The organism is Streptomyces sp. TLI_146 (assembly GCF_002846415.1).
In the GTDB taxonomy this organism is placed as follows: domain Bacteria; phylum Actinomycetota; class Actinomycetes; order Streptomycetales; family Streptomycetaceae; genus Streptomyces.
This window is the reverse complement of record NZ_PJMX01000001.1, coordinates 3,972,191-3,991,097: the sequence shown is the minus strand read 5'-3', so window position 1 is coordinate 3,991,097 and position 18,907 is coordinate 3,972,191. Positions and strand designations below refer to the sequence as shown.

15 protein-coding genes are annotated in these 18,907 nt (G+C 71.6%); 11 read left to right on the top strand and 4 right to left on the bottom strand.

Annotated features, from left to right (window positions below; all coding sequences use genetic code 11):
* Positions 1–12 precede the first annotated feature (12 nt).
* Entirely contained in the window at positions 13–522 is a 510-nt protein-coding gene (locus BX283_RS17955) for a cysteine dioxygenase family protein (protein ID WP_101388594.1), read from the bottom strand.
* Between the two features lie 660 nt (positions 523–1,182).
* On the opposite strand from BX283_RS17955, the gene BX283_RS17950 reads away from it, so the two are divergent.
* From BX283_RS17950 to BX283_RS17940, 3 genes are all read left to right on the top strand, one after another.
* Complete coding sequence (locus BX283_RS17950; RefSeq protein ID WP_067159810.1) at positions 1,183–1,446, top strand: WhiB family transcriptional regulator; 264 nt, start codon at positions 1,183–1,185, stop codon at positions 1,444–1,446.
* Between the two features lie 187 nt (positions 1,447–1,633).
* Entirely contained in the window at positions 1,634–5,416 is a 3,783-nt protein-coding gene (locus tag BX283_RS17945; RefSeq protein ID WP_101388593.1) for a glycosyltransferase family 2 protein, read from the top strand.
* Positions 5,413–6,984 carry a DUF5719 family protein gene (locus BX283_RS17940; RefSeq protein WP_101388592.1) on the top strand — a complete coding sequence of 524 codons (1,572 nt, stop codon included), beginning with the start codon at positions 5,413–5,415 and terminating at the stop codon, positions 6,982–6,984. Before BX283_RS17945 ends, BX283_RS17940 begins: the two co-directional genes overlap by 4 nt.
* Positions 6,985–7,039: 55 nt before the next feature.
* Here the strand turns inward: BX283_RS17940 and BX283_RS17935 are convergent, their stop codons facing one another.
* Positions 7,040–7,510, bottom strand: a complete 471-nt coding sequence (locus tag BX283_RS17935; protein WP_180357183.1) for a metallopeptidase family protein — start codon at positions 7,508–7,510, stop codon at positions 7,040–7,042.
* Between the two features lie 273 nt (positions 7,511–7,783).
* Between BX283_RS17935 and BX283_RS17930 the strand changes: the two genes are divergently transcribed.
* From BX283_RS17930 to BX283_RS17905, 6 genes are all read left to right on the top strand, one after another.
* On the top strand, positions 7,784–8,203 hold the full coding sequence (locus BX283_RS17930; RefSeq protein ID WP_101388590.1) for a DUF3499 domain-containing protein: 420 nt from the start codon (positions 7,784–7,786) through the stop codon (positions 8,201–8,203).
* Positions 8,204–8,377: 174 nt separating this feature from the next.
* A complete protein-coding gene (locus tag BX283_RS17925; RefSeq protein WP_101388589.1) occupies positions 8,378–9,739 on the top strand; it encodes a phosphomannomutase/phosphoglucomutase in 1,362 nt (453 codons plus the stop codon).
* 212 nt (positions 9,740–9,951) lie between these two features.
* On the top strand, positions 9,952–10,134 hold the full coding sequence (locus tag BX283_RS17920; protein ID WP_101388588.1) for a Trm112 family protein: 183 nt from the start codon (positions 9,952–9,954) through the stop codon (positions 10,132–10,134).
* Positions 10,135–10,231: 97 nt separating this feature from the next.
* A complete protein-coding gene (locus tag BX283_RS17915; RefSeq protein ID WP_101388587.1) occupies positions 10,232–11,374 on the top strand; it encodes an SIS domain-containing protein in 1,143 nt (380 codons plus the stop codon).
* A gap of 180 nt (positions 11,375–11,554) precedes the next feature.
* Positions 11,555–12,721 carry a mannose-6-phosphate isomerase, class I gene (manA, locus tag BX283_RS17910; protein ID WP_101388586.1) on the top strand — a complete coding sequence of 389 codons (1,167 nt, stop codon included), beginning with the start codon at positions 11,555–11,557 and terminating at the stop codon, positions 12,719–12,721.
* Positions 12,722–12,790: 69 nt separating this feature from the next.
* The gene (locus tag BX283_RS17905) at positions 12,791–13,756 is read left to right on the top strand and encodes a cation diffusion facilitator family transporter (RefSeq protein WP_101388585.1); all 966 of its coding nucleotides are present in this window, start codon (positions 12,791–12,793) and stop codon (positions 13,754–13,756) included.
* Positions 13,757–13,905: 149 nt separating this feature from the next.
* Here the strand turns inward: BX283_RS17905 and BX283_RS42180 are convergent, their stop codons facing one another.
* Together BX283_RS42180 and BX283_RS42460 are read right to left on the bottom strand one after the other, a co-directional pair.
* The gene (locus tag BX283_RS42180) at positions 13,906–15,690 is read right to left on the bottom strand and encodes a fructose-specific PTS transporter subunit EIIC (RefSeq protein ID WP_373979185.1); all 1,785 of its coding nucleotides are present in this window, start codon (positions 15,688–15,690) and stop codon (positions 13,906–13,908) included.
* A complete protein-coding gene (locus BX283_RS42460) occupies positions 15,690–16,130 on the bottom strand; it encodes a PTS fructose transporter subunit IIB (protein WP_257583062.1) in 441 nt (146 codons plus the stop codon). Before BX283_RS42460 ends, BX283_RS42180 begins: the two co-directional genes overlap by 1 nt.
* A gap of 462 nt (positions 16,131–16,592) precedes the next feature.
* Between BX283_RS42460 and ahcY the strand changes: the two genes are divergently transcribed.
* Positions 16,593–18,050 (top strand): adenosylhomocysteinase, encoded by a 1,458-nt coding sequence (ahcY, locus tag BX283_RS17895; RefSeq protein ID WP_101388584.1) that lies wholly within the window; start codon positions 16,593–16,595, stop codon positions 18,048–18,050.
* Between the two features lie 182 nt (positions 18,051–18,232).
* A complete protein-coding gene (locus tag BX283_RS17890; protein ID WP_101388583.1) occupies positions 18,233–18,850 on the top strand; it encodes a hypothetical protein in 618 nt (205 codons plus the stop codon).
* Positions 18,851–18,907 lie beyond the last annotated feature (57 nt).

Genomic DNA, 18,907 nt, shown 5'->3' with positions numbered 1-18,907 from the left:
GTACAGAGTGTGTCAGGCGGGTACGACATCCGTGGCGGCGGCTGTGGACAGAGCGGACTGGCTCGCGTGCATGGGCATGTCGGTCAGGCCCGGGTAGTAGATGTGCAGGCTCACGGCCGGTTCCAGGGAGTCGTTGACGACCTCGTGGACGTATCCGGGCGCGAACACGCGCTGCGATCCGGCGTCGAGCCTGCGGGTGCCGCGCTCGGTGCGCTCGGTCAACTCGCCCTGGAGGACGGTCAGTACGCCCGAGGAGGCGCCGTGGTCGTGCAGCCCGCTGCGCTGCCCGGGCACCCAGGACAGCAGCCACACCTCGTAGCCGGGGCCGGTGCGCAGCCGGTGGTACCAGCGGCTGGTCGCGTCGTACTGGACGAGCGGCTCCCACTGGGCGGGGTCGGCCGCCAGCGAGCGGGCCAGGCCGACGAAGTCGGCGACGGTGCTCGGGTGCTCGCGGGCGGGCTGGAGGAGGTGCAGGACCTCAAGGATGTCGCCGGCGATCTGAAGGTCGCTGTCGCTGTTCATGGATGCGGTGGTTCCTCGGCAGAAACTCAGGAAGCTGTGCGGGGGTGTCGCAAGGGCATATGCGCGCGGGGGCCCGAAGGGCCGGGAAGAACGCGGAGAAGGCTGGAGCGCTACGGCATCAACAGCTGGAACAGCAACAGCGCGCCTGGACAGCACTGCGGAACCCACGGACGTGGGTCGCGAAGAGCGCTGTGGTCGCTGGCATGCGTCAAAGGTGACCAAGAAGAGCCCGGCTGTCAACTCAATACCCGATTTGGTCGTAATGTTTCACCTCATCCGGTTACTGTGCACGGAGAAAGGTTTGTGCACAGGCGCCGCCGGAGATGTGGCGCTGCAACCGTGCGCGCAAACGCCATGACGCTCTCGTGACCGGACTGTGATCCCAGTCGCTTCCGTCGCCCGGACGCAACAAGATCGATATTCGGCTCGTCTTCTCCGGGCAGGTGGGAGGAGGGTGATTGAGCCATTGGCATGTGTCATGGTTTTTGCCGATTTGAACACTTTCCGTATAGCCTTGGTTCCGCAGAGTGAATACGGGGCCCAATAGCAGATCTCGGCTTGACTGGCCCGGATCCGCACACTTGTAATTTCACTCGTGTCGTTCGCCCGAAATCGGTAGCGGCAGCATCACGGGGCAGCAAAGACAGACGAGGGGTGCACATGACCGAGGTGTTCCAGGAGCTGCTGGTCGACGATGTGGACGAAGAACTCGGCTGGCAGGAGCGCGCGCTGTGCGCCCAGACCGACCCCGAGTCCTTCTTTCCGGAGAAGGGCGGCTCCACCCGGGAGGCCAAGAAGGTCTGCCTCGCCTGTGAAGTCCGCTCCGAGTGCCTCGAATACGCCCTCGCGAATGACGAACGATTCGGCATCTGGGGCGGACTGTCCGAACGTGAACGCCGCCGCCTGAAGAAGGCGGCGGTCTAGTTTTTTCGGGGCCTTTGCCCCCTCCGGACCCCCTACGGGCCCTGTCCGGACGCCCTCCGGCTCCACCCGGCTCCCGCAGGCGGCGGACTGCCGTGTTCCCCAGCCATTAGTGTGGGGCGCTGCCAGTCAGCACAGCAGCCTCCGGGGCCCCAACCCCCGGACCCCGGCCGGAGGGGCCCGTACCTCGATGTCCGTGCACAGCCAGTCGACGGCCCCGTATTCCGAGGCCGCGACCTCACCTCTAGTTCCCACCCACCCACCCGAGTTTCCCCGACACGTAGTCACCGCCGTGCTCGTCTCGCACGACGGCGCGCGCTGGCTGCCCGACGCCCTCGCCGGCCTGCTCGGCCAGGAACGCCCTGTGCAGAGCGCGTACGCGGCCGACACCGGCAGCGCCGACGACTCCGCCCGCCTGGTCTCCGAGGCCCTGGGCGACGAGCGCGTCCTGCACCTCGCGCGGCGCACCGGCTTCGGCGCCGCCGTCGACGAGGCCGTCCGCACCGTGCCGGTGCTGGGGCCGGAGGAACTGCCGTATCTGAAGCGCCCCAGCGGCTGGGACCCCGTCTCGCGCAGCTGGCGCGACGACACCTACGACCTGCCCGAACTGCCGCACGGCGAGCCCGTCCAGTGGCTCTGGCTGCTGCACGACGACTGCGCCCCCGCGCCCGACGCCCTCGCCGAACTGCTGCGCGTCGCCGACTCCGACGCCTACGCCGCGATCGTCGGCCCCAAACTGCGCGGCTGGTACGACCGCAAGCAGCTGCTCGAAGTGGGCGTCTCCATCGCCCGCAGCGGCCGCCGCTGGACCGGCCTGGACCGCCGCGAGCAGGACCAGGGCCAGCACGACCAGGTCCGCCCTGTCCTGTCCGTCTCCTCCGCCGGCATGCTGATCCGCCGCGATGTGTGGGAGGAGCTCGGCGGCTTCGACCGGCGGCTGCCGCTGATGCGCGACGACGTCGACCTGTGCTGGCGCGCCCATGCCGCCGGGCACTCCGTCCTCGTCGCCCCCGAAGCCGTCGTACGGCACGCCGAGGCCGCCGCCCGCGAGCGCCGCACCGTCGACTGCGCGGGCCGCTCCGCCGTCGACCCGCACCGGGTCGACAAGGCGGGCGCCGTCTACACGATGCTCGTCAACTCGCGCCCCGCCGCACTGCCCTACGTCTTCCTGCGCATCGTCGTCGGCACCGTGCTGCGCACCCTCGCCTATCTGCTGGGCAAGGCGCCCGGCCAGGCCGTCGACGAGATCATGGGCCTGTCCGCGACCCTGCTGCGGCCCGGCCGGATCCTGGCCGGACGCCGCAGGCGCGGCAAGAGCGGCCTGGAGGCGAGCGAGCTGCGGCCGCTCTTCCCGCCGCCCGGCGCCACCGTCCGCGCCACCGTCGAGCAGGTCGCCTCCAGCCTCGGCGCGGGGACCGAGGACACCGGCGGCTCCCGGCACGGCGCCGTCGAGTCCGGCCCCGGCGGCGACGACGCCGACTTCCTGGAGATCGAGCAGTTCGCGCGGCTGAAGAAGATCGCCCGCAAGCCCGCGCCCGTCCTGTTCGCCCTGCTCCTGCTGATCTCGCTGGCCGCCTGCCGCGAACTCCTCGGCGGCGGCGCCCTGTCCGGCGGCGCCCTGCTGCCCGCGCCCTCGGGCGTCGGCGACCTGTGGGGCCGCTACGCGGACGCCTGGCACCCCGTCGGCACCGGCGGCACCCAGACCGCCCCGCCCTACCTCGCGGCCATCGCCGCCCTCTCCGCCCTCTGCTTCGGCTCCACCGGCACCGCCCTCACCCTCCTCCTGGTCTGCTCGGTCCCGCTGGCCGGACTCACCGCCTACTTCGCCTCGCGGCCCCTCGTCGAGTCGCGCCTGCTGCGGGCCTGGGCCGCCGTCGCCTACGCCTTCCTGCCCGCCGCCACCGGCGCCCTCGCCACCGGCCGGCTGGGCACCGCCGTCCTCGCCGTACTCCTGCCGCTGATCGCCCGCGCGGGCATCACCGCCGCGGGCTTCCGCGGCGAGGGCCGCGGCGATCAAGAAGGGGCCGTGCGAAGCACGTCGGTGAGGGGCGGTGGTCGGGTGACGGGCGGGCGGGCGACCTGGACGTACGCGCTGCTGCTCACCGCCGCCATGGCGTTCACCCCCGTCGTCTGGCCCGTCGCCGTACTTCTGGGCCTGGCGGTCCTGGCGCTGCGCCGCGACGACCTCACCGCCCACGGACTGCGCTTCCTCGCCGCCGTCGGCACCCCCCTCCTGATCCTCGCCCCCTGGTCGCTGACCCTGCTCACCAGCCCGTCCGGCTTCTTCCGCGAGGCGGGTCTGGAGTACGGCAAGGGCTCGGCCTCCGCGCTCGACCTGCTCGGCGCCAGCCCCGGCGGCCCCAAGACGGTCGGCGGACTGCTCCTCGTCGGCCTGGTGCTGGCCGCGCTCGCCGCACTGCTGCGCGGCGAGCGGGAGTTCGCGATCCGCACCTCCTGGGCGGTCGCCCTCACCGGCTCCCTCTTCGCCGCCCTCTCCAACAACAAGGGCTGGGCGGGCCCGGCCACCCTCCTCTACGGCCTCGCCCTGATCGCCGCCGCCGTCCTCGGCGCCGAAGGCGCCAAGGAGCGCGTCGCCGCCCACGGCTTCGGCTGGCGCCAGCCGGTCGCCGCGCTGATCGCGCTGGCCGCCGCGGCCGCTCCGCTGATCGCGGCGGGCGGCTGGATGCTGAGCGGCGCCGACGGCCCGCTGGAGCGCCGCGACCCGGTGCAGGTGCCCGCGTTCGTCGCGGAGGAGAGCGGCACCCGCGACCAGGCCCGCACCCTCGTCCTGGACGGCACCTCGGCCGCCAAGGTCTCCTACACCCTGGTCCGCGGCTCCGGCGGCCGCCTCGGCGACGCCGAACTCGCCGCCTCCGGAGGCAGCGACCCGCGCCTGGACAAGGTCGTCGCCAACCTCGTCGCCGGCTCCGGCGCCGACCAGTCGTCCCAGCTCAGCGGCTTCGCCGTGCGCTATGTGCTGGTACGCGACGGAGCGCCCCGCGCCTTCGGCCGGGTCCTGGACATCACCCCCGGCCTCAGCAGGCTGAGCCAGCTCGACGGCAGCGCCCTGTGGCGGGTCGACCGGCAGGTCGCCCGCGCCGTCATCGTGCCGCCCACCGCCCCCGCGGGCTCGGCGCAGTCGGGCGCCGAGTCGGTGGCGGTCGCCGCCGACCAGGTCGACGTCCACACCAAGATCCCGGCCGGTCCGGTGGACCGCGTCCTGCGGCTCGCCGACCGGGCCGCGCCCGGCTGGACCGCGACCCTCGACGGCAAGCCGCTGAAGAAGACCACCGTCGACGGCTGGGCCCAGGGCTTCCAACTCCCCGCCGACGGCGGCCGCCTGGACATCACCTACGACGCTCCCTTCACCCACACCGCGTGGATCTGGGCCCAGTCGCTCCTCGCCCTGGTGCTCGTCGTGCTCGCCCTGCCGGGCCGACGCCGCCGGATCGACGACGACCTGCCCGAGGAGGAGCAGCCGGTGCTGCCCCCGGCCCGGGACGGCGAGGGCCGCCGGGCCCGCCGCCTGCGCGCCCAGGCGGAGGCCGAGGCGGCCGGCGCCGAGCCGTCAGCGGAGCCCGAGGCCCCGGCCGGACAGGACTTCCCGCCCCCGCCGGCCACCGCCCCCACGGCCCCCGAGCACGATCCGTACGCCACCTCCCCGTACGCCGAGGTGCCCCAGCAGCAGTCCTACGGACAGTGGGACCAGTCGGCGTACACCAACGCCGAGTACCCGCAGCAGCAGTACGACCCGTACCAGCAGCAGTACCAGCAGTACGACCCGTACCAACAGCAGCAGTACCCGCCGCAGGAGACCGCGTACGACCCCTACGGCTATGGCTACGGCGGGGAGCAGGCTCCGGGCGCCCCGGACCAGGGGCAGGGCGTAGACGGCCGCATCCCCGGCCAGAGCCATGACGGCCAGGGCCACGACACCGAGCAGCCGCACCGCCCCGACGGGAGCAACCAGTGAACCGCAGCACCCTCTCCCTGATCGCGGCCGCCGTCGCCCTCGCCGCCGTCACCGGCTTCGCGGCGGTCACCGCGCCGGGCGGCGACTCGGCGAAGGCCGACGCGAAGGGTCCGGCCCGGCTGCCCGTCGAGCGCTCCAGCCTGCTGTGCCCGGCGCCCAGCCTGTCCGACCTGGCGGAGACCACGTACACCGCGTACACCCCCAAGGGCAGTGGTGACGCGGGCGCCAAGGCGGGCGCGGCGGGCAGCGCCGTGCTGAAGCCCGCCGTCACCCCGCTCCCCGACGGCACTCCCGCCAAGTCCACCGACAAGCCGGACAAGGACAAGAAGGGCAAGAAGGGGAAGACCCCCGAGAAGCCCGACCCCAACAAGGCGGTCATCACCCTCAAGGAGCCCGGCAAGCCCGCGTCGGCCACGGCGGACGGCTCCGACGCACCCGCGCTCGCCGGGTCCGCCGACGGCCCGCTGGCGCCCGGCTGGGCGGCGCAGCAGACCACGGTGGTCTCGGCGGGCGACACGCGCGCGGTGCTCGGCACCCGCTGCACCGAACCCGACACCGACTTCTGGTTCCCCGGCGCCTCCACCGCCAAGACCCGTCAGGACTACGTCCATCTGACGAACCCCGACGACACCGCGGCGGTCGCCGACATCGAGCTGTTCGGCAAGGACGGCGCCATCAAGTCGGAGGTGGGGGAGGGCATTACGGTCCCCGCGAAATCCAGCGTCCCTGTTCTGTTGTCAACGTTGACCTCGGCGGCGGCCGACGACCTGACCGTTCACGTCACGACCCGCTCCGGACGGGTCGGGGCGGTCGTGCAGGCATCGGACGCGAAGGCGGGCGCGGACTGGCTGGCCGCGTCGGCCGACCCGGCGGCGAACCAGGTGATCCCGGGCATCCCGGGCGACGCCACCGACGTACGCCTGGTGGTGTACGCCAAGGGCGCCGACGACGCCGATCTCAAGGTGCGCCTCGCCGGTGCGAGCGGCAGCTTCACCCCTGCTGGTCTGGACACCGTCCACGTGAAGTCGGGGATGACGGCGGCCTTTGATCTGAAGAACGTCACGAGGGGTGAGGCGGGTTCCCTGTTGCTCGCCCCGACTTCGGATGGCGGAAAAACGCCCATCGTGGCGGCGCTGCGCGTAGTGCGCGGCACGGGTGACAAGCAGGAGACCGCATACATTCCGGCCACCGCGGCGGTCGGCGACCGGTCCACGGCCGCCGACAACCGGGCCAAGGGCTCGACGCTGGCGTTCACCGCGCCGGCCGCCGCGGCCACGGTCAAGGTCACCGCGTCGCCCGGCACCGAGGGCGGCGAGCCGCAGACCAAGACGTACACCGTGAAGCCCGGCACCACGCTGGCGGTGGAGCCGCCGGTCCCGTCCGGGCTCAAGGGCTCGTACGCGCTGACGGTCGAGACCCAGCCGGGCAGCGGCCCCGTCTACGCCTCCCGGACGCTGGCGCTGCCGCAGGACGGCATCCCGATGTTCACCGTGCAGACGCTCCCCGACGACAAGGGGACAGTGGCGGTCCCGGCGGCGCAGCAGGATCTGTCGGTACTGGACGACTGAGGACGGAGCCGGAGCCGGAGTCGGTCCGGTTCAGTCCTGTCCGTTTCGGCCCTGATCAGTCCTGTCCATAGCGGGGATCCACCGACTCCGGTGCGAGGCCGAGGAGTTCGGCGACCTGCTCGACCACGACCTCGTGGACGAGCAGGGCCCGCTCGTCCCGGCTCTTGGTGCGGATCTCGACGGGCCGCCGGTAGACGACGATCCGCGCGGGCGAGCCCTTGGAGGCGGGCAGTGCGCGCCCCAGCGGCACGGCCTCGTCGCTCCACCCGTCCTCGTCGGACTCGGGCAGCGGCACGTCGGAGACGAGGAAGTCGACGTCGGCCAGCTGCGGCCAGCGCCGCTCCAGCCGCTCCACCGAGTCCCGCACCAGATCGCGGAAGCTCTCCGCGCGGCTCGCCGAGAGCGGCACCTGGGGTGGCGCCACGGGGCCGCGCATGCCCCTGCCGTGCCGGTCGCGGCGGCGCGGCCGCGGGCCGGTGGGTACGGAGTCGGGGCCGGTGCCGATGCCGGAACTGGAACTGTCCATCACTGACGCAGCGTAGCCCTCCGGAGCGCCGTGCGATCGCGGCGGCGGCCCGTTCCATGGCATGTCGTGGGATGACCGTTTCCCTCTCGCTTGAGAGCGATTACCGGCCCATACGAGACAGTGGTTTTTGCGACGTTTGACCGGAAGATTCTCAAGTACGGAACGTGAACAGCCCCGTCACGGACCGTGCGGCTCTCCTCCCGTGCAGGTCAGCCCAGTTGCTCACGGGGCCGCTGTGCCCGAGCTCACACCGCGACACGGTGGAGTGACCCGGTGGAGAGTCGTCGCGGCCCGCTCAAGAGTGCGGTACCGTCCAACGTCGTGAGCCCTGTACGTCGCTGTTCGCGCACTGCGTGCGGCCGCCCTGCCGTCGCGACACTGACGTACGTCTACGCGGACTCGACCGCAGTCCTCGGCCCGCTCGCCACCTATGCCGAGCCCCACTGCTACGACCTGTGCGCCGAGCACAGCGAGCGCCTCACCGCGCCCCGCGGCTGGGAGGTCGTCCGCCTCACCGACGCGTCCGCTCCGGGCCGCCCCAGCGGCGACGACCTGGAAGCGCTTGCCAACGCGGTACGGGAAGCGGCCCGCCCCCACGAACGCGCCGCCGAGGCCGGCGGCGCCCGCGCGGCCGACCCCATGGAGGTCGCCCGCCGAGGCCACCTGCGGGTACTGCGCTCCCCGGAGCAGTGAGGCCCCGAGCACTCCGAAGCCCTTCGGAGCCCTCCACAGGCACCACGCTCTTCACGGCCCCCGTGTCCCCGGCCCCCGCGTTGTCCACAGGCACCGCAGCCCTGACAGCCCCAGCCGGTAGCCTCGGTCCAGGGGGCCGCATGTCTCCGCAGGTGATTTCAGAAGGGTTGGGCCGTGGCTGCTGATCTGTCGCAGATCGTGAAGGCGTACGACGTCCGCGGGGTGGTGCCGGATCAGTGGGACGAGTCCCTGGCCGAGCTGTTCGGGGCGGCGTTCGTACGGGTGGTGGGCGCCGACGCGATCGTGGTCGGGCACGACATGCGCCCCTCCTCGCCCGGCCTGTCGGCGGCGTTCGCGCGCGGCGCGGCCCGCCAGGGCGCGGACGTCACACTGATCGGCCTGTGCTCCACGGACCAGCTGTACTACGCGTCCGGGAAGCTGAACCTGCCCGGCGCCATGTTCACGGCGTCCCACAACCCGGCCCAGTACAACGGCATCAAGCTCTGCCGCGCGGGCGCCGCCCCGGTCGGCCAGGACACGGGCCTCGCCGACATCCGCGCCCTGGTCGAGGCCTGGTCGGAGTCTGGCGCTCCGGAAGCGGCGGCGACGACCGGCACGCTCGACGAGCGCGACACGCTCGCGGACTACGCCGCCCACCTCAAGTCCCTGGTCGACGTCGCCGGCATCCGCCCCCTCAAGGTCGTCGTGGACGCGGGCAACGGCATGGGCGGCCACACGGTCCCCACCGTCTTCGACGGTCTGCCGCTGACGCTGGTGCCGATGTACTTCGAGCTTGACGGCACCTTCCCCAACCACGAGGCCAACCCCCTCGACCCCGCCAACATCGTCGACCTCCAGGAGCGCGTCCGCGCCGAGGGCGCCGACCTGGGCATCGCCTTCGACGGCGACGCCGACCGCTGCTTCGTGGTCGACGAGCGCGGCGAGGGAGTCTCCCCGTCCGCCGTGACCGCGCTGGTGGCGGCCCGTGAGCTGGCCAAGCACCCGGGCGGCACGGTGATCCACAACCTGATCACCTCCTGGTCGGTCCCGGAGGTCGTCCGCGAGAACGGTGGCATCCCGGTCCGCACCCGGGTCGGCCACTCGTTCATCAAGCAGGAGATGGCGCGGTCCGGCGCGATCTTCGGCGGCGAGCACTCCGCGCACTACTACTTCAAGGACTTCTGGAACGCCGACACCGGCATGCTGGCGGCCCTGCACGTCCTGGCCGCCCTGGGCACCCAGAAGGCCCCGCTCTCCCGCCTGCTGGCCGCGTACGACCGCTACACGGGCTCGGGCGAGATCAACTCGACGGTGACCGACCAGGCCGCCCGCACGGAGGCGGTCCGCGCGGCCTTCGCGATGCGGCAGGGCGTCACCACGGACGAGCTGGACGGCCTGACGGTCTCCACCGCCGACTGGTGGTTCAACCTGCGTCCCTCCAACACCGAGCCGCTCCTGCGGCTGAACGTCGAGGCGCGCGACGAACCGACGATGGCGAAGCTGCGGGACGAGGTCCTGGCGCTGGTACGGGCGTAGTCCCGCACCGGCACGGCCGGGGCCCGGGTCCCGGCCGTCCGCCGGGACCGGCCCCGGCGGCCTCGCGGACCGGTGCCGGGCGTTCGCCACCACCGGTCCGGCCATGCCACCCGGCAAGCCCGCATCCCACCCCGGCGGTAGGGTGACAAGGCCTGATCCAGGCACCCGATCCACGTATACGAAGACGACGAAGACGTTCCGGAAGGACCCCCATGCCGCTCGAAGCCGGCCTCCTCGACATCCTCGCCTGCCCCGCGTGCCACGCCCCGCTCAAGGACGCCACGGCCGAGGAGATGCCCGAGCTGGTCTGCACCGGCGCGGACTGCGGCCTTGCGTACCCGGTTCGCGACGGCATCCCCGTGCTCCTGGTGGACGAGGCCCGCCGCCCGGCGTAACCCCGCCCCGCGCGGATCCCGTCCCGCGGAGCCCGCCCGGCGCACAGCCGGGAACCCGAGTGACCCGGAACCCCGATCGCCCCGGAGGCTGCCGCACATGCTCGATGAGTCGCTGCTCGACGCGCCGGAAGCCCTGGCCCGCGCGGACCGCCGCGGTCTGCTGCGCGGAGCCGCCGAAGCCGGCGCCCGCGTCCGTACCGCCGCCCGGCACGCCATCGAGGCGGGCATCGCGGAACTGCAGCCCGAGGGCCGCCCCCGGGCCGTGCTCGTCGCGGGCCCCGGCACCGCCGCCGAGGGCGTGGCCGACCTGGTCACGGCGCTGGCCGGAGCCTCCGCGCCGGTCTCCCGGCTCGTCTCGACCGGGGTGGCCGCCGCGGCGGGCGCCCTGCGCTGGAACCTCCCGGGCTGGGCAGGCTCGGTCGACCTCCTGCTCATCACCACCACGGACGGCAGCGAGCCCGGCCTGGCGCTCCTGGCGGAGCAGGCCTACCGCCGGGGCTGCACGGTCGTGGCCGTCGCCCCGAAGGGCTCCCCGCTCTCCGAGGCCGTCGACGGGGTGCACGGCCTGGTGGTGCCGCTGGCGACGGCCCCGCACGAGCTGTACGAGGACGGGACGACCCCGGCCGCCTCCCCGAGCGCGCTGTGGGCGCTGTTCACCCCCATCCTGGCCCTGCTCGACCGGCTGGGGCTGACGGCCGCGCCTCCGGAGACGCTGGAGAAGATCGCCGACCGCCTCGACCGCACCGCGGAACGCTGCGGCCCGGCCATCGCCACCTACAGCAACCCGGCCAAGACCCTCGCGACGGAGCTCGCCGACGCCCTCCCCCTCGTCTGGACGGAGGGCGAGAGCGCCGCCCCGGCGGGCCGCCGCTTCGCGACCGTACTGGCCGAGCTCGCGGGCCGCCCCGCACTCGCGGGCGAGCTGCCGGAGACGCTGGCGTCGCACGGCATCCTGCTCGCGGGCTCGCTCGGGGAGGGCGCCGACCCGGACGACTTCTTCCGCGACCGGGTGGACGAGCCCGCGACGCTGCACGCCCGGGTCGTCCTGCTGCGCGACCGCCCGGCGGGCGGCCTCTCCGCCGCCCCGGCCGCGCGTGAACTCGCCCTGAGCCACGAGGCGCAGATCAGCGAACTGGAGCCGGAGGAGGGCACGGAGCTGGAGTGCCTGGCGGAACTCCTCGCCCTCACGGACTTCGCGACCGCCTACCTCGCCCTCGCATCGACGCCGCCCCCGACGTAGGGCACCGCCGGTGCGGCCCGACGCCGACGCGGCCGGTGGCCGAGGACACCGAGTACACCGAGGACATCAGTGCCGAGGACACCGGTGACCGATGGCCGACAGCTGCGACAGTTGCTGCGGCTACCGGGGCACGCGGCGACCGAACCCGTACGAGACCACGCGAAAGAGACCACGCGAACCATGGACCGTCTCGCCAACACCGTGCGCCCCTATGCCTGGGGCTCCACGACGCTGATCCCGGATCTGCTCGGCACCGCCCCCACCGGCGAGCCGCAGGCCGAGATGTGGATGGGTGCGCATCCGGGCGCCCCGTCCCGTATCGACCGGGGTGCGGGCGGGACCCCGCTCTCCGACGTCATCGCAGCGGACCCGACGGCGGAGCTCGGTGACGCGGCCGTCGCCAAATTCGGCCCCCGTCTTCCTTTTCTTCTCAAATTGCTGGCGGCAGGCGCCCCCCTCTCGCTTCAGGTGCATCCCAATCTCGCCCAGGCGCAGCGGGGTTACGCGGACGAGGAAAGCGCGGGCGTTCCGCTCGGCGCCCCGCACCGCAATTACAAGGACGCCAATCACAAGCCCGAACTGATCTGTGCCCTGACAACGTTCGAAGGCCTGTGCGGGTTCCGGGCTCCGGAGGAATCCGCGGAACTTCTCGCCGCGCTCGACGTGGACTCCCTCAAGCCGTATGTGGACCTCCTGCGCGCCCACCCCGAGGAGGCCGCGCTGCGCGAGGTCCTCACGGCCGTACTGACCGCCGATCCGCAGGAGATGGCGGCGACGGTGACCGAGGCCGCGGCCGCCTGCGACCGCCTCGGCGGCGACGCCTACCGGGCCCACGCCTCGCTCGCCCACCACTTCCCGGGCGACCCCGGCGTCATCGCGGCCATGCTGCTCAACTACGTCCAACTCCAGCCCGGTGAGGCCCTGTTCCTCGGCGCCGGCGTCCCGCACGCCTATCTGAGCGGCCTGGGCGTGGAGATCATGGCCAACTCGGACAACGTGCTGCGCTGCGGTCTGACCCCGAAGCACGTGGACGTCCCCGAACTCCTCCGGGTCGTCCGCTTCGAGGCCAGCGACCCGGGCGTGCTGCGCCCCGAGGCGTCGGAGACGGGCGAAGAGCTCTACGACACCCCGATCGACGAGTTCCGCCTGTCCCGTTTCGTACGCGCGGAAGGCGCGGATCCGACGGACCTGACCGCCGGGACCCCGCAGATCGTCTTGTGCACGGCGGGTGCGGTGGAGCTCGGTGACCTGCGGCTCGCCCCGGGCCAGGCGGCCTTCGTCCGGGCGGGCGAAAAGGCCGAACTGTCCGGAACGGGCACTGCTTTTCGCGCCACCGTCGTGGCCTGATGCAACAATGTGCGGCCGTATGGCGGCACCCGGGCGGCCGCGACACCGACGAAGGGAACACGTGCACGTATGAGTGCGTCAGGCGGAACCAAGGCGATCGTGGCGGCGCTCGGCGCCAACCTCGCGATCGCGGCAGCCAAGTTCGTGGCGTTCCTCTTCAGCGGTTCGTCGTCGATGCTCGCGGAGAGCGTCCACTCGCTGGCCGACTCGGGCAACCAGGGCCTGCTGCTGCTCGGCGGCAAGAAGGCACAGCGTGAGGCGACGCCCCAACACCCCTTCGGCTACGGCCGGGAGCGTTACATCTACGCCTTCCTCGTCTCGATCGTGCTGTTCTCGGTGGGCGGCATGTTCGCCCTCTACGAGGGCTACGAGAAGGTCAAGCACCCCCACGAGATCGAGGCCTGGTACTGGCCCGTCGGCGTCCTGGTCTTCGCGATCATCGCCGAGGGCTTCTCGTTCCGTACGGCCATCAAGGAGTCGAACGAGACGCGGGGCTCGCTCTCCTGGTCGCAGTTCGTGCGCCGGGCCAAGGCCCCGGAGCTCCCTGTAGTCCTCCTTGAGGACGCGGGCGCCCTGATCGGTCTCGTCCTCGCCCTCGGTGGCGTGGGTCTCGCCCTGGCCACCGGCGACGGCGTCTGGGACGGCGTCGGCACCCTGTGCATCGGCGCGCTGCTGATCCTGATCGCCCTCATTCTGGCCGTTGAGACGAAGTCGCTCCTCCTGGGCGAGGCCGCCGGTACGGAGGAGGTGGCGAAGATCCGTACGGCGATCGTCGACGGCGACACGGTCACCTCCGTCATCCACATGCGTACGCTCCACCTGGGGCCGGAAGAGCTGCTGGTCGCGGCCAAGATCGCGGTCCAGCACGACGACACGGCCGCAGAGGTCGCCCACGCCATCAACGCCGCCGAGGCGCGCGTCCGCGAGGCGGTTCCGATCGCCCGGGTGATCTACCTGGAGCCGGACATCTACAGCGCGGCGGAAGCCGCGGCGGGCCCGGACCCGGCGGCCACGCCGGGCGGCACGGGGCACTGAGTACGCGGCTCCGTTACCTGCGAAGCAGGTTTGAGGCTGAGGCCCTGAGAGGCGAGTGTGGACGGGGCGGGAGAGGAATCCCGCCCCGTCCACACGTCTATGGGGCCCGCACGTCCACGTGCTTCACACGCCGCCTCACAGGCACAGGCCTACTGGATCTCGCCCAGCACCGCGAGTACGGCCGCCTCGTCCGGCGCTTCCGCCAGTCGAGCCCGGAACTCCGTGTCCATGAGCTTGCGCGAGAGCAGCGACAGGATCCGCAGGTGCTCGTCCCCGGCCGCCGCCTCCGGCACCGAGATCATGAAGATCAGCTTGGCCCTCGTCCCGTCCAGGGCGCCCCACTCGATCCCCTCGGAGGAACGGGCGAACCCCACGGTCGGCGCCGCCACCGCATCCGTCTTGGCATGCGGAATCGCGATCTCCTCACCGAGCCCGGTGGTGCCCTGTGCCTCACGCGCCAACGCGACTCGTACGAGCTCGTCGACGTCCCGTACGTTGCCCGTACGGGCCAGCAGCTCGGCCATCTCCCGGATCGCGGCTTCTTTCTCGCCCGCCGCCAGGGCGACCTTCACGGTGTCCTGCGTGAGGTAGCCGGAGAGGACTTCGCGGGAGTCACCGGAGTTACCGGGGTCACTGGAGCGGTCGGATCCTGTGGCGTCGGAGGAGTTTTCGGGAGTCTGGGATCGGCCGGAACTCCTGGAGCCGCCCGGGCGTTCATCAGGAGACCCGTCCACACGACCGACCGCGGATTCGCCGCCCGAACTGTCGGTCACCGCACCCTCGGCCACCGCACCGGTCGAACCGGTCGCAGCCGCCCCAACCGGGACCGCCTCCAACGGATCCCGGCCAACGGCCAGCGCAGCGTCCACGGCCAGCGATGTCTCCATCCCGGAGACGTTCTGCGGCAGCGCAGCGTCCCGCCGCCGCTCCTTGACCCCGATCAGCCCGTTGGTGGTCACAGCCGTCACCACCGTGCCTGCCGCCACCGCCAGGAAGAACATCGGTACGCCACCGACGGCCCCGAGCAGCGCCACGATCGGGCCGCCGTGCGGCACCGCGTCCTTCACGCTCGCCAGCCCCGCGATCGCACCCGCGACCGCGCCGCCCAGCATGTTCGCCGGGATGACCTGGGCCGGCCTGGCCGCAGCAAACGGAATGGCTCCTTCCGAGATTCCGAACAAGCCCATGAACAACGCGGCCATACCGGTCTCGCGCTCCTGTTCGGAGTAGAACCTGCGCCGCAGCAGCGTCGCGAGCCCCTGCCCCAGCGGCATGACAGGAATGGCCGCCGCACACATGCCCATCACGCTCTGGTTGCCGGTCGCGATCAGTCCCGCGCCGAACAGGAACGCCGTCTTGTTGACCGGCCCGCCCATGTCGAACGCGATCATCAGCCCGAGGATCGCGCCCAGCAGAACCGCACTGGTCCCGGTCATCCCGCTGAGCCAGTCGGTGAGGTGCGTGAACACCCACGAGATCGGCTTCCCGATCACGTAGATGAAGAACAGTCCGAGCGCCGTCGTCGCCACGATCGGGATCACGATGATCGGCATGATCGGCTGGACGAACTTGGGAACCTTGGCCTTCTTGATCCACAGGACGAGGTACCCGGCGAGGAAGCCGGTCACGATCGCCCCGATGAAACCGGCCCCGGCCTTCGAGTCGTACAGCGAACCGGTGTTGGCTATCCAGCCGCCGATCATGCCCGGCACCAGCGCCGGCCGGTCCCCGATGGCGTACGCGATGTAGCCGGAAAGGATCGGCACCATCAGCGTGAACCCGATGACCCCGATCTGGTTGACGTGCATCCAGAAAGAGTCGTCCGGAATCACCAGACCGCCCTTGGCATCCGTGTGCCCGCCCAGCGCCAGCGAGATCGCGATGAGCAGCCCGCCCACCACCACGAACGGGATCATGTACGAGACACCGTTCATCAGCGCCTTGTACGTGACGCTCCGCTCCTTGCCGCCCCCGGCACCCGGCGCCGCAGCACCCCCGGCGCCGCAGCACCCCCGGCCCCGCGTCCGCCGTCGCCCGACTGCACCGGCGCGCCGTGGACCTGCTCGATCAGCCGCTCCGGATGGCGAATGCCCTCCGCCACGCCGACGGCCAGCACCTTCTTGCCCACGAACCGGCTGCGGTCGACGTCCTTGTCGGCCGCGATGATGATGCCGTCGGCGTCTCTGACATCGTTGTCAGAGAAAACGTTCTCAGCCCCGATGGAGCCTTGCGTCTCCACCTTCATCTCGACGCCGAGGGCCTCGGCCGCCTGCGCCAGTTTCTCAGCCGCCATATAGGTGTGGGCGATGCCGGTCGGGCACGCGGTCACCGCGAGCAGCTTCACCTTCCGCCGCTCGTTCGCCGGACTCGTCACGTGGCTCTCCTAACGCTTCCCGCATCGCGCTCCGTCGCGCAGACGCTTCGGGCGGGTGTTCCCGGTCCCCCCGCATCCTGCACCAGGCGCCGACCGCATCAGAAGTCCCGAAAGCCCCTCTTTGGTAAGGCTCTCGCCCCTGAACTTCGCCACCTCGCCATCCGGGACGGGCTGGGGGCGGCTGGGCCGATCGGTGTAGATTCGTGACCAGAGCCAGACGTCGCTGCTGATGGCGGTCGGTCGGTACGCCACGCGCACCGGCCGAGGGAGAGAGGGCCTCCGACGGACTGCGCTGTGAGCGCGACGGGCACCCCTTGGTGCCCACGGGCACTCCGGTGTCCACCCGGACATCGCGATGTCCGCCCGGGCACCCGCTGGTGCCCGCGTGGCCGTCGTCGTGCCCAGGCGTGCCCGCAGACCTTCCGTACCCACCCTCGACCCACTCACGAGGAGCAGCTCGCCATGACGACTGTCGACGCCGGCCAGGACTTCAAGGTCGCCGACCTCTCCCTCGCCGCCTTCGGGCGCAAGGAGATCACCCTCGCCGAGCACGAGATGCCCGGCCTGATGTCGATCCGCAAGGAGTACGCCGCCACCCAGCCGCTCGCCGGCGCCCGGGTCACCGGCTCCCTGCACATGACGGTGCAGACCGCCGTCCTGATCGAGACCCTCGTCGCCCTCGGCGCCGAGGTCCGCTGGGCCTCCTGCAACATCTTCTCCACCCAGGACCACGCCGCCGCCGCCATCGCGGTCGGCCCGAACGGCACCCCCGAGAACCCCCAGGGCGTCCCGGTCTTCGCCTGGAAGGGCGAGACCCTCGAGGAGTACTGGTGGTGCACGGAGCAGGCCCTCACGTGGCCGAACTCCCCGACCGGCGGCCCGAACATGATCCTGGACGACGGCGGTGACGCCACGCTCCTGGTCCACAAGGGCGTCGAGTTCGAGAAGGCCGGCGCGGCCCCGGACCCGTCCACCGCGGACAGTGAGGAGTACGGCTACATCCTCACCCTGCTGAACCGCACCCTCTCCGAGAACCCGCAGAAGTGGACCCAGCTGGCGTCCGAGATCCGCGGCGTCACCGAGGAGACCACGACCGGTGTCCACCGTCTGTACGAGATGCACCGCGACGGCACCCTCCTCTTCCCGGCGATCAACGTCAACGACGCGGTCACCAAGTCGAAGTTCGACAACAAGTACGGCTGCCGCCACTCCCTGATCGACGGCATCAACCGCGCCACCGACGTCCTCATCGGCGGCAAGACCGCCGTCGTCTGCGGCTACGGCGACGTGGGCAAGGGCTGCGCGGAGTCCCTGCGCGGCCAGGGCGCCCGAGTGATCATCACCGAGATCGACCCGATCTGCGCCCTGCAGGCGGCGATGGACGGCTACCAGGTCACCACGCTCGACGAGGTGGTCGACAAGGCCGACATCTTCGTCACCACGACGGGCAACAAGGACATCATCATGGCCGCGGACATGGCCAAGATGAAGCACCAGGCCATCGTCGGCAACATCGGCCACTTCGACAACGAGATCGACATGGCCGGCCTGGCCAAGATCCCCGGCATCGTCAAGGACGAGGTCAAGCCGCAGGTCCACACCTGGACGTTCCCCGACGGCAAGGTCCTCATCGTCCTCTCCGAGGGCCGCCTGCTGAACCTGGGCAACGCGACCGGCCACCCGTCGTTCGTGATGTCCAACTCGTTCGCGGACCAGACCCTGGCCCAGATCGAGCTGTACACCAAGCCCGAGGAGTACCCGACCGACGTCTACGTGCTGCCCAAGCACCTCGACGAGAAGGTCGCCCGCCTCCACCTCGACTCGCTCGGCGTGAAGCTCACGACGCTCCGCCCCGAGCAGGCCGCGTACATCGGCGTCGAGGTCGAGGGCCCGTTCAAGCCGGACCACTACCGCTACTGATTCCGTAACCGACGGACTCGACTGACGGGCTCAGCTGGCGGACTCACCAGCCGCGGTAACGAGAACGTCGTACCGAGAGCAGTGGTACAAGGCAGGCCCCCGGACCCCCGTGCCGGGGGCCTGCCCCGTACCCCGCTCCGTACAACGGTCCACCCCTACGCCCCCGAGGACCACAGGACCCCATGCCCCGCGGCCGGTATTCGCTTCACGATCCGCACGATCACACCCCCCTCGGCGAAGAACACTTCCACTGCGCGCCCGGCCCGTCCGGCTGGCGCTATGTCTCCCAGATCATCACCCCCTCCGGCGACCCCGCCGGTTCCGTCGACCTCGCCCTCGACGAGCTCGGCCGCCCTATCCGCCTCGAACTGCACGCCGGTAACTGGCAGGTGCGCGGTGCCGCCCTCGACGGCGTCACCTGGGTCCGCACCGACCCCACCGGCACTCATGCCACCGAAGGCAACGTCCCCGCCCATGCCTTCACCGGTATGTCCCCGGCATTCCTCATCGCCACGTCACGTCTGCTCCGCCTCACCCCCGGTTCCCCCGCGACCCGCGTACGCCTCGTCGCCTTCACCGACCCGGTCCTCGCCCCCCGCACCCTCGACCAGTCCTGGGCCTTGGTGAACAGTGAAGCGCACGCCACTGACAACGGCCCCCTGACCGTGGACGAGTACCAGGTCAGCGCCCTGGACACAGGCGAACAGCACGTCGTCCACATCGCCGGTGACGTGGTCCTCGCGGCTCCCGGAATCGAGCTCGAATCCCTCGAAAGCCCGCCGTCGGTCTGGGCGCCCTAGGCAGCGCGGAAGCGGGTGCGCCGACCAGTCGGGCCGGCGTCCCCGAAGTACCCGGCG

Bases quoted from the DNA above. Each gene is read 5' to 3' on its own strand.
- BX283_RS17955 (WP_101388594.1), bottom strand. From the start codon at position 522: ATGAACAGCGACAGCGACCTTCAGATCGCCGGCGACATCCTTGAGGTC.
- BX283_RS17950 (WP_067159810.1), top strand. From the start codon at position 1,183: ATGACCGAGGTGTTCCAGGAGCTGCTGGTCGACGATGTGGACGAAGAA.
- BX283_RS17945 (WP_101388593.1), top strand. From the start codon at position 1,634: ATGTCCGTGCACAGCCAGTCGACGGCCCCGTATTCCGAGGCCGCGACC.
- BX283_RS17935 (WP_180357183.1), bottom strand. From the start codon at position 7,510: ATGGACAGTTCCAGTTCCGGCATCGGCACCGGCCCCGACTCCGTACCC.
- BX283_RS17920 (WP_101388588.1), top strand. From the start codon at position 9,952: ATGCCGCTCGAAGCCGGCCTCCTCGACATCCTCGCCTGCCCCGCGTGC.
- BX283_RS17915 (WP_101388587.1), top strand. From the start codon at position 10,232: ATGCTCGATGAGTCGCTGCTCGACGCGCCGGAAGCCCTGGCCCGCGCG.
- manA (WP_101388586.1), top strand. From the start codon at position 11,555: ATGGACCGTCTCGCCAACACCGTGCGCCCCTATGCCTGGGGCTCCACG.
- BX283_RS17905 (WP_101388585.1), top strand. From the start codon at position 12,791: ATGAGTGCGTCAGGCGGAACCAAGGCGATCGTGGCGGCGCTCGGCGCC.
- BX283_RS42180 (WP_373979185.1), bottom strand. From the start codon at position 15,690: ATGAACGGTGTCTCGTACATGATCCCGTTCGTGGTGGTGGGCGGGCTG.
- ahcY (WP_101388584.1), top strand. From the start codon at position 16,593: ATGACGACTGTCGACGCCGGCCAGGACTTCAAGGTCGCCGACCTCTCC.
- BX283_RS17890 (WP_101388583.1), top strand. From the start codon at position 18,233: ATGCCCCGCGGCCGGTATTCGCTTCACGATCCGCACGATCACACCCCC.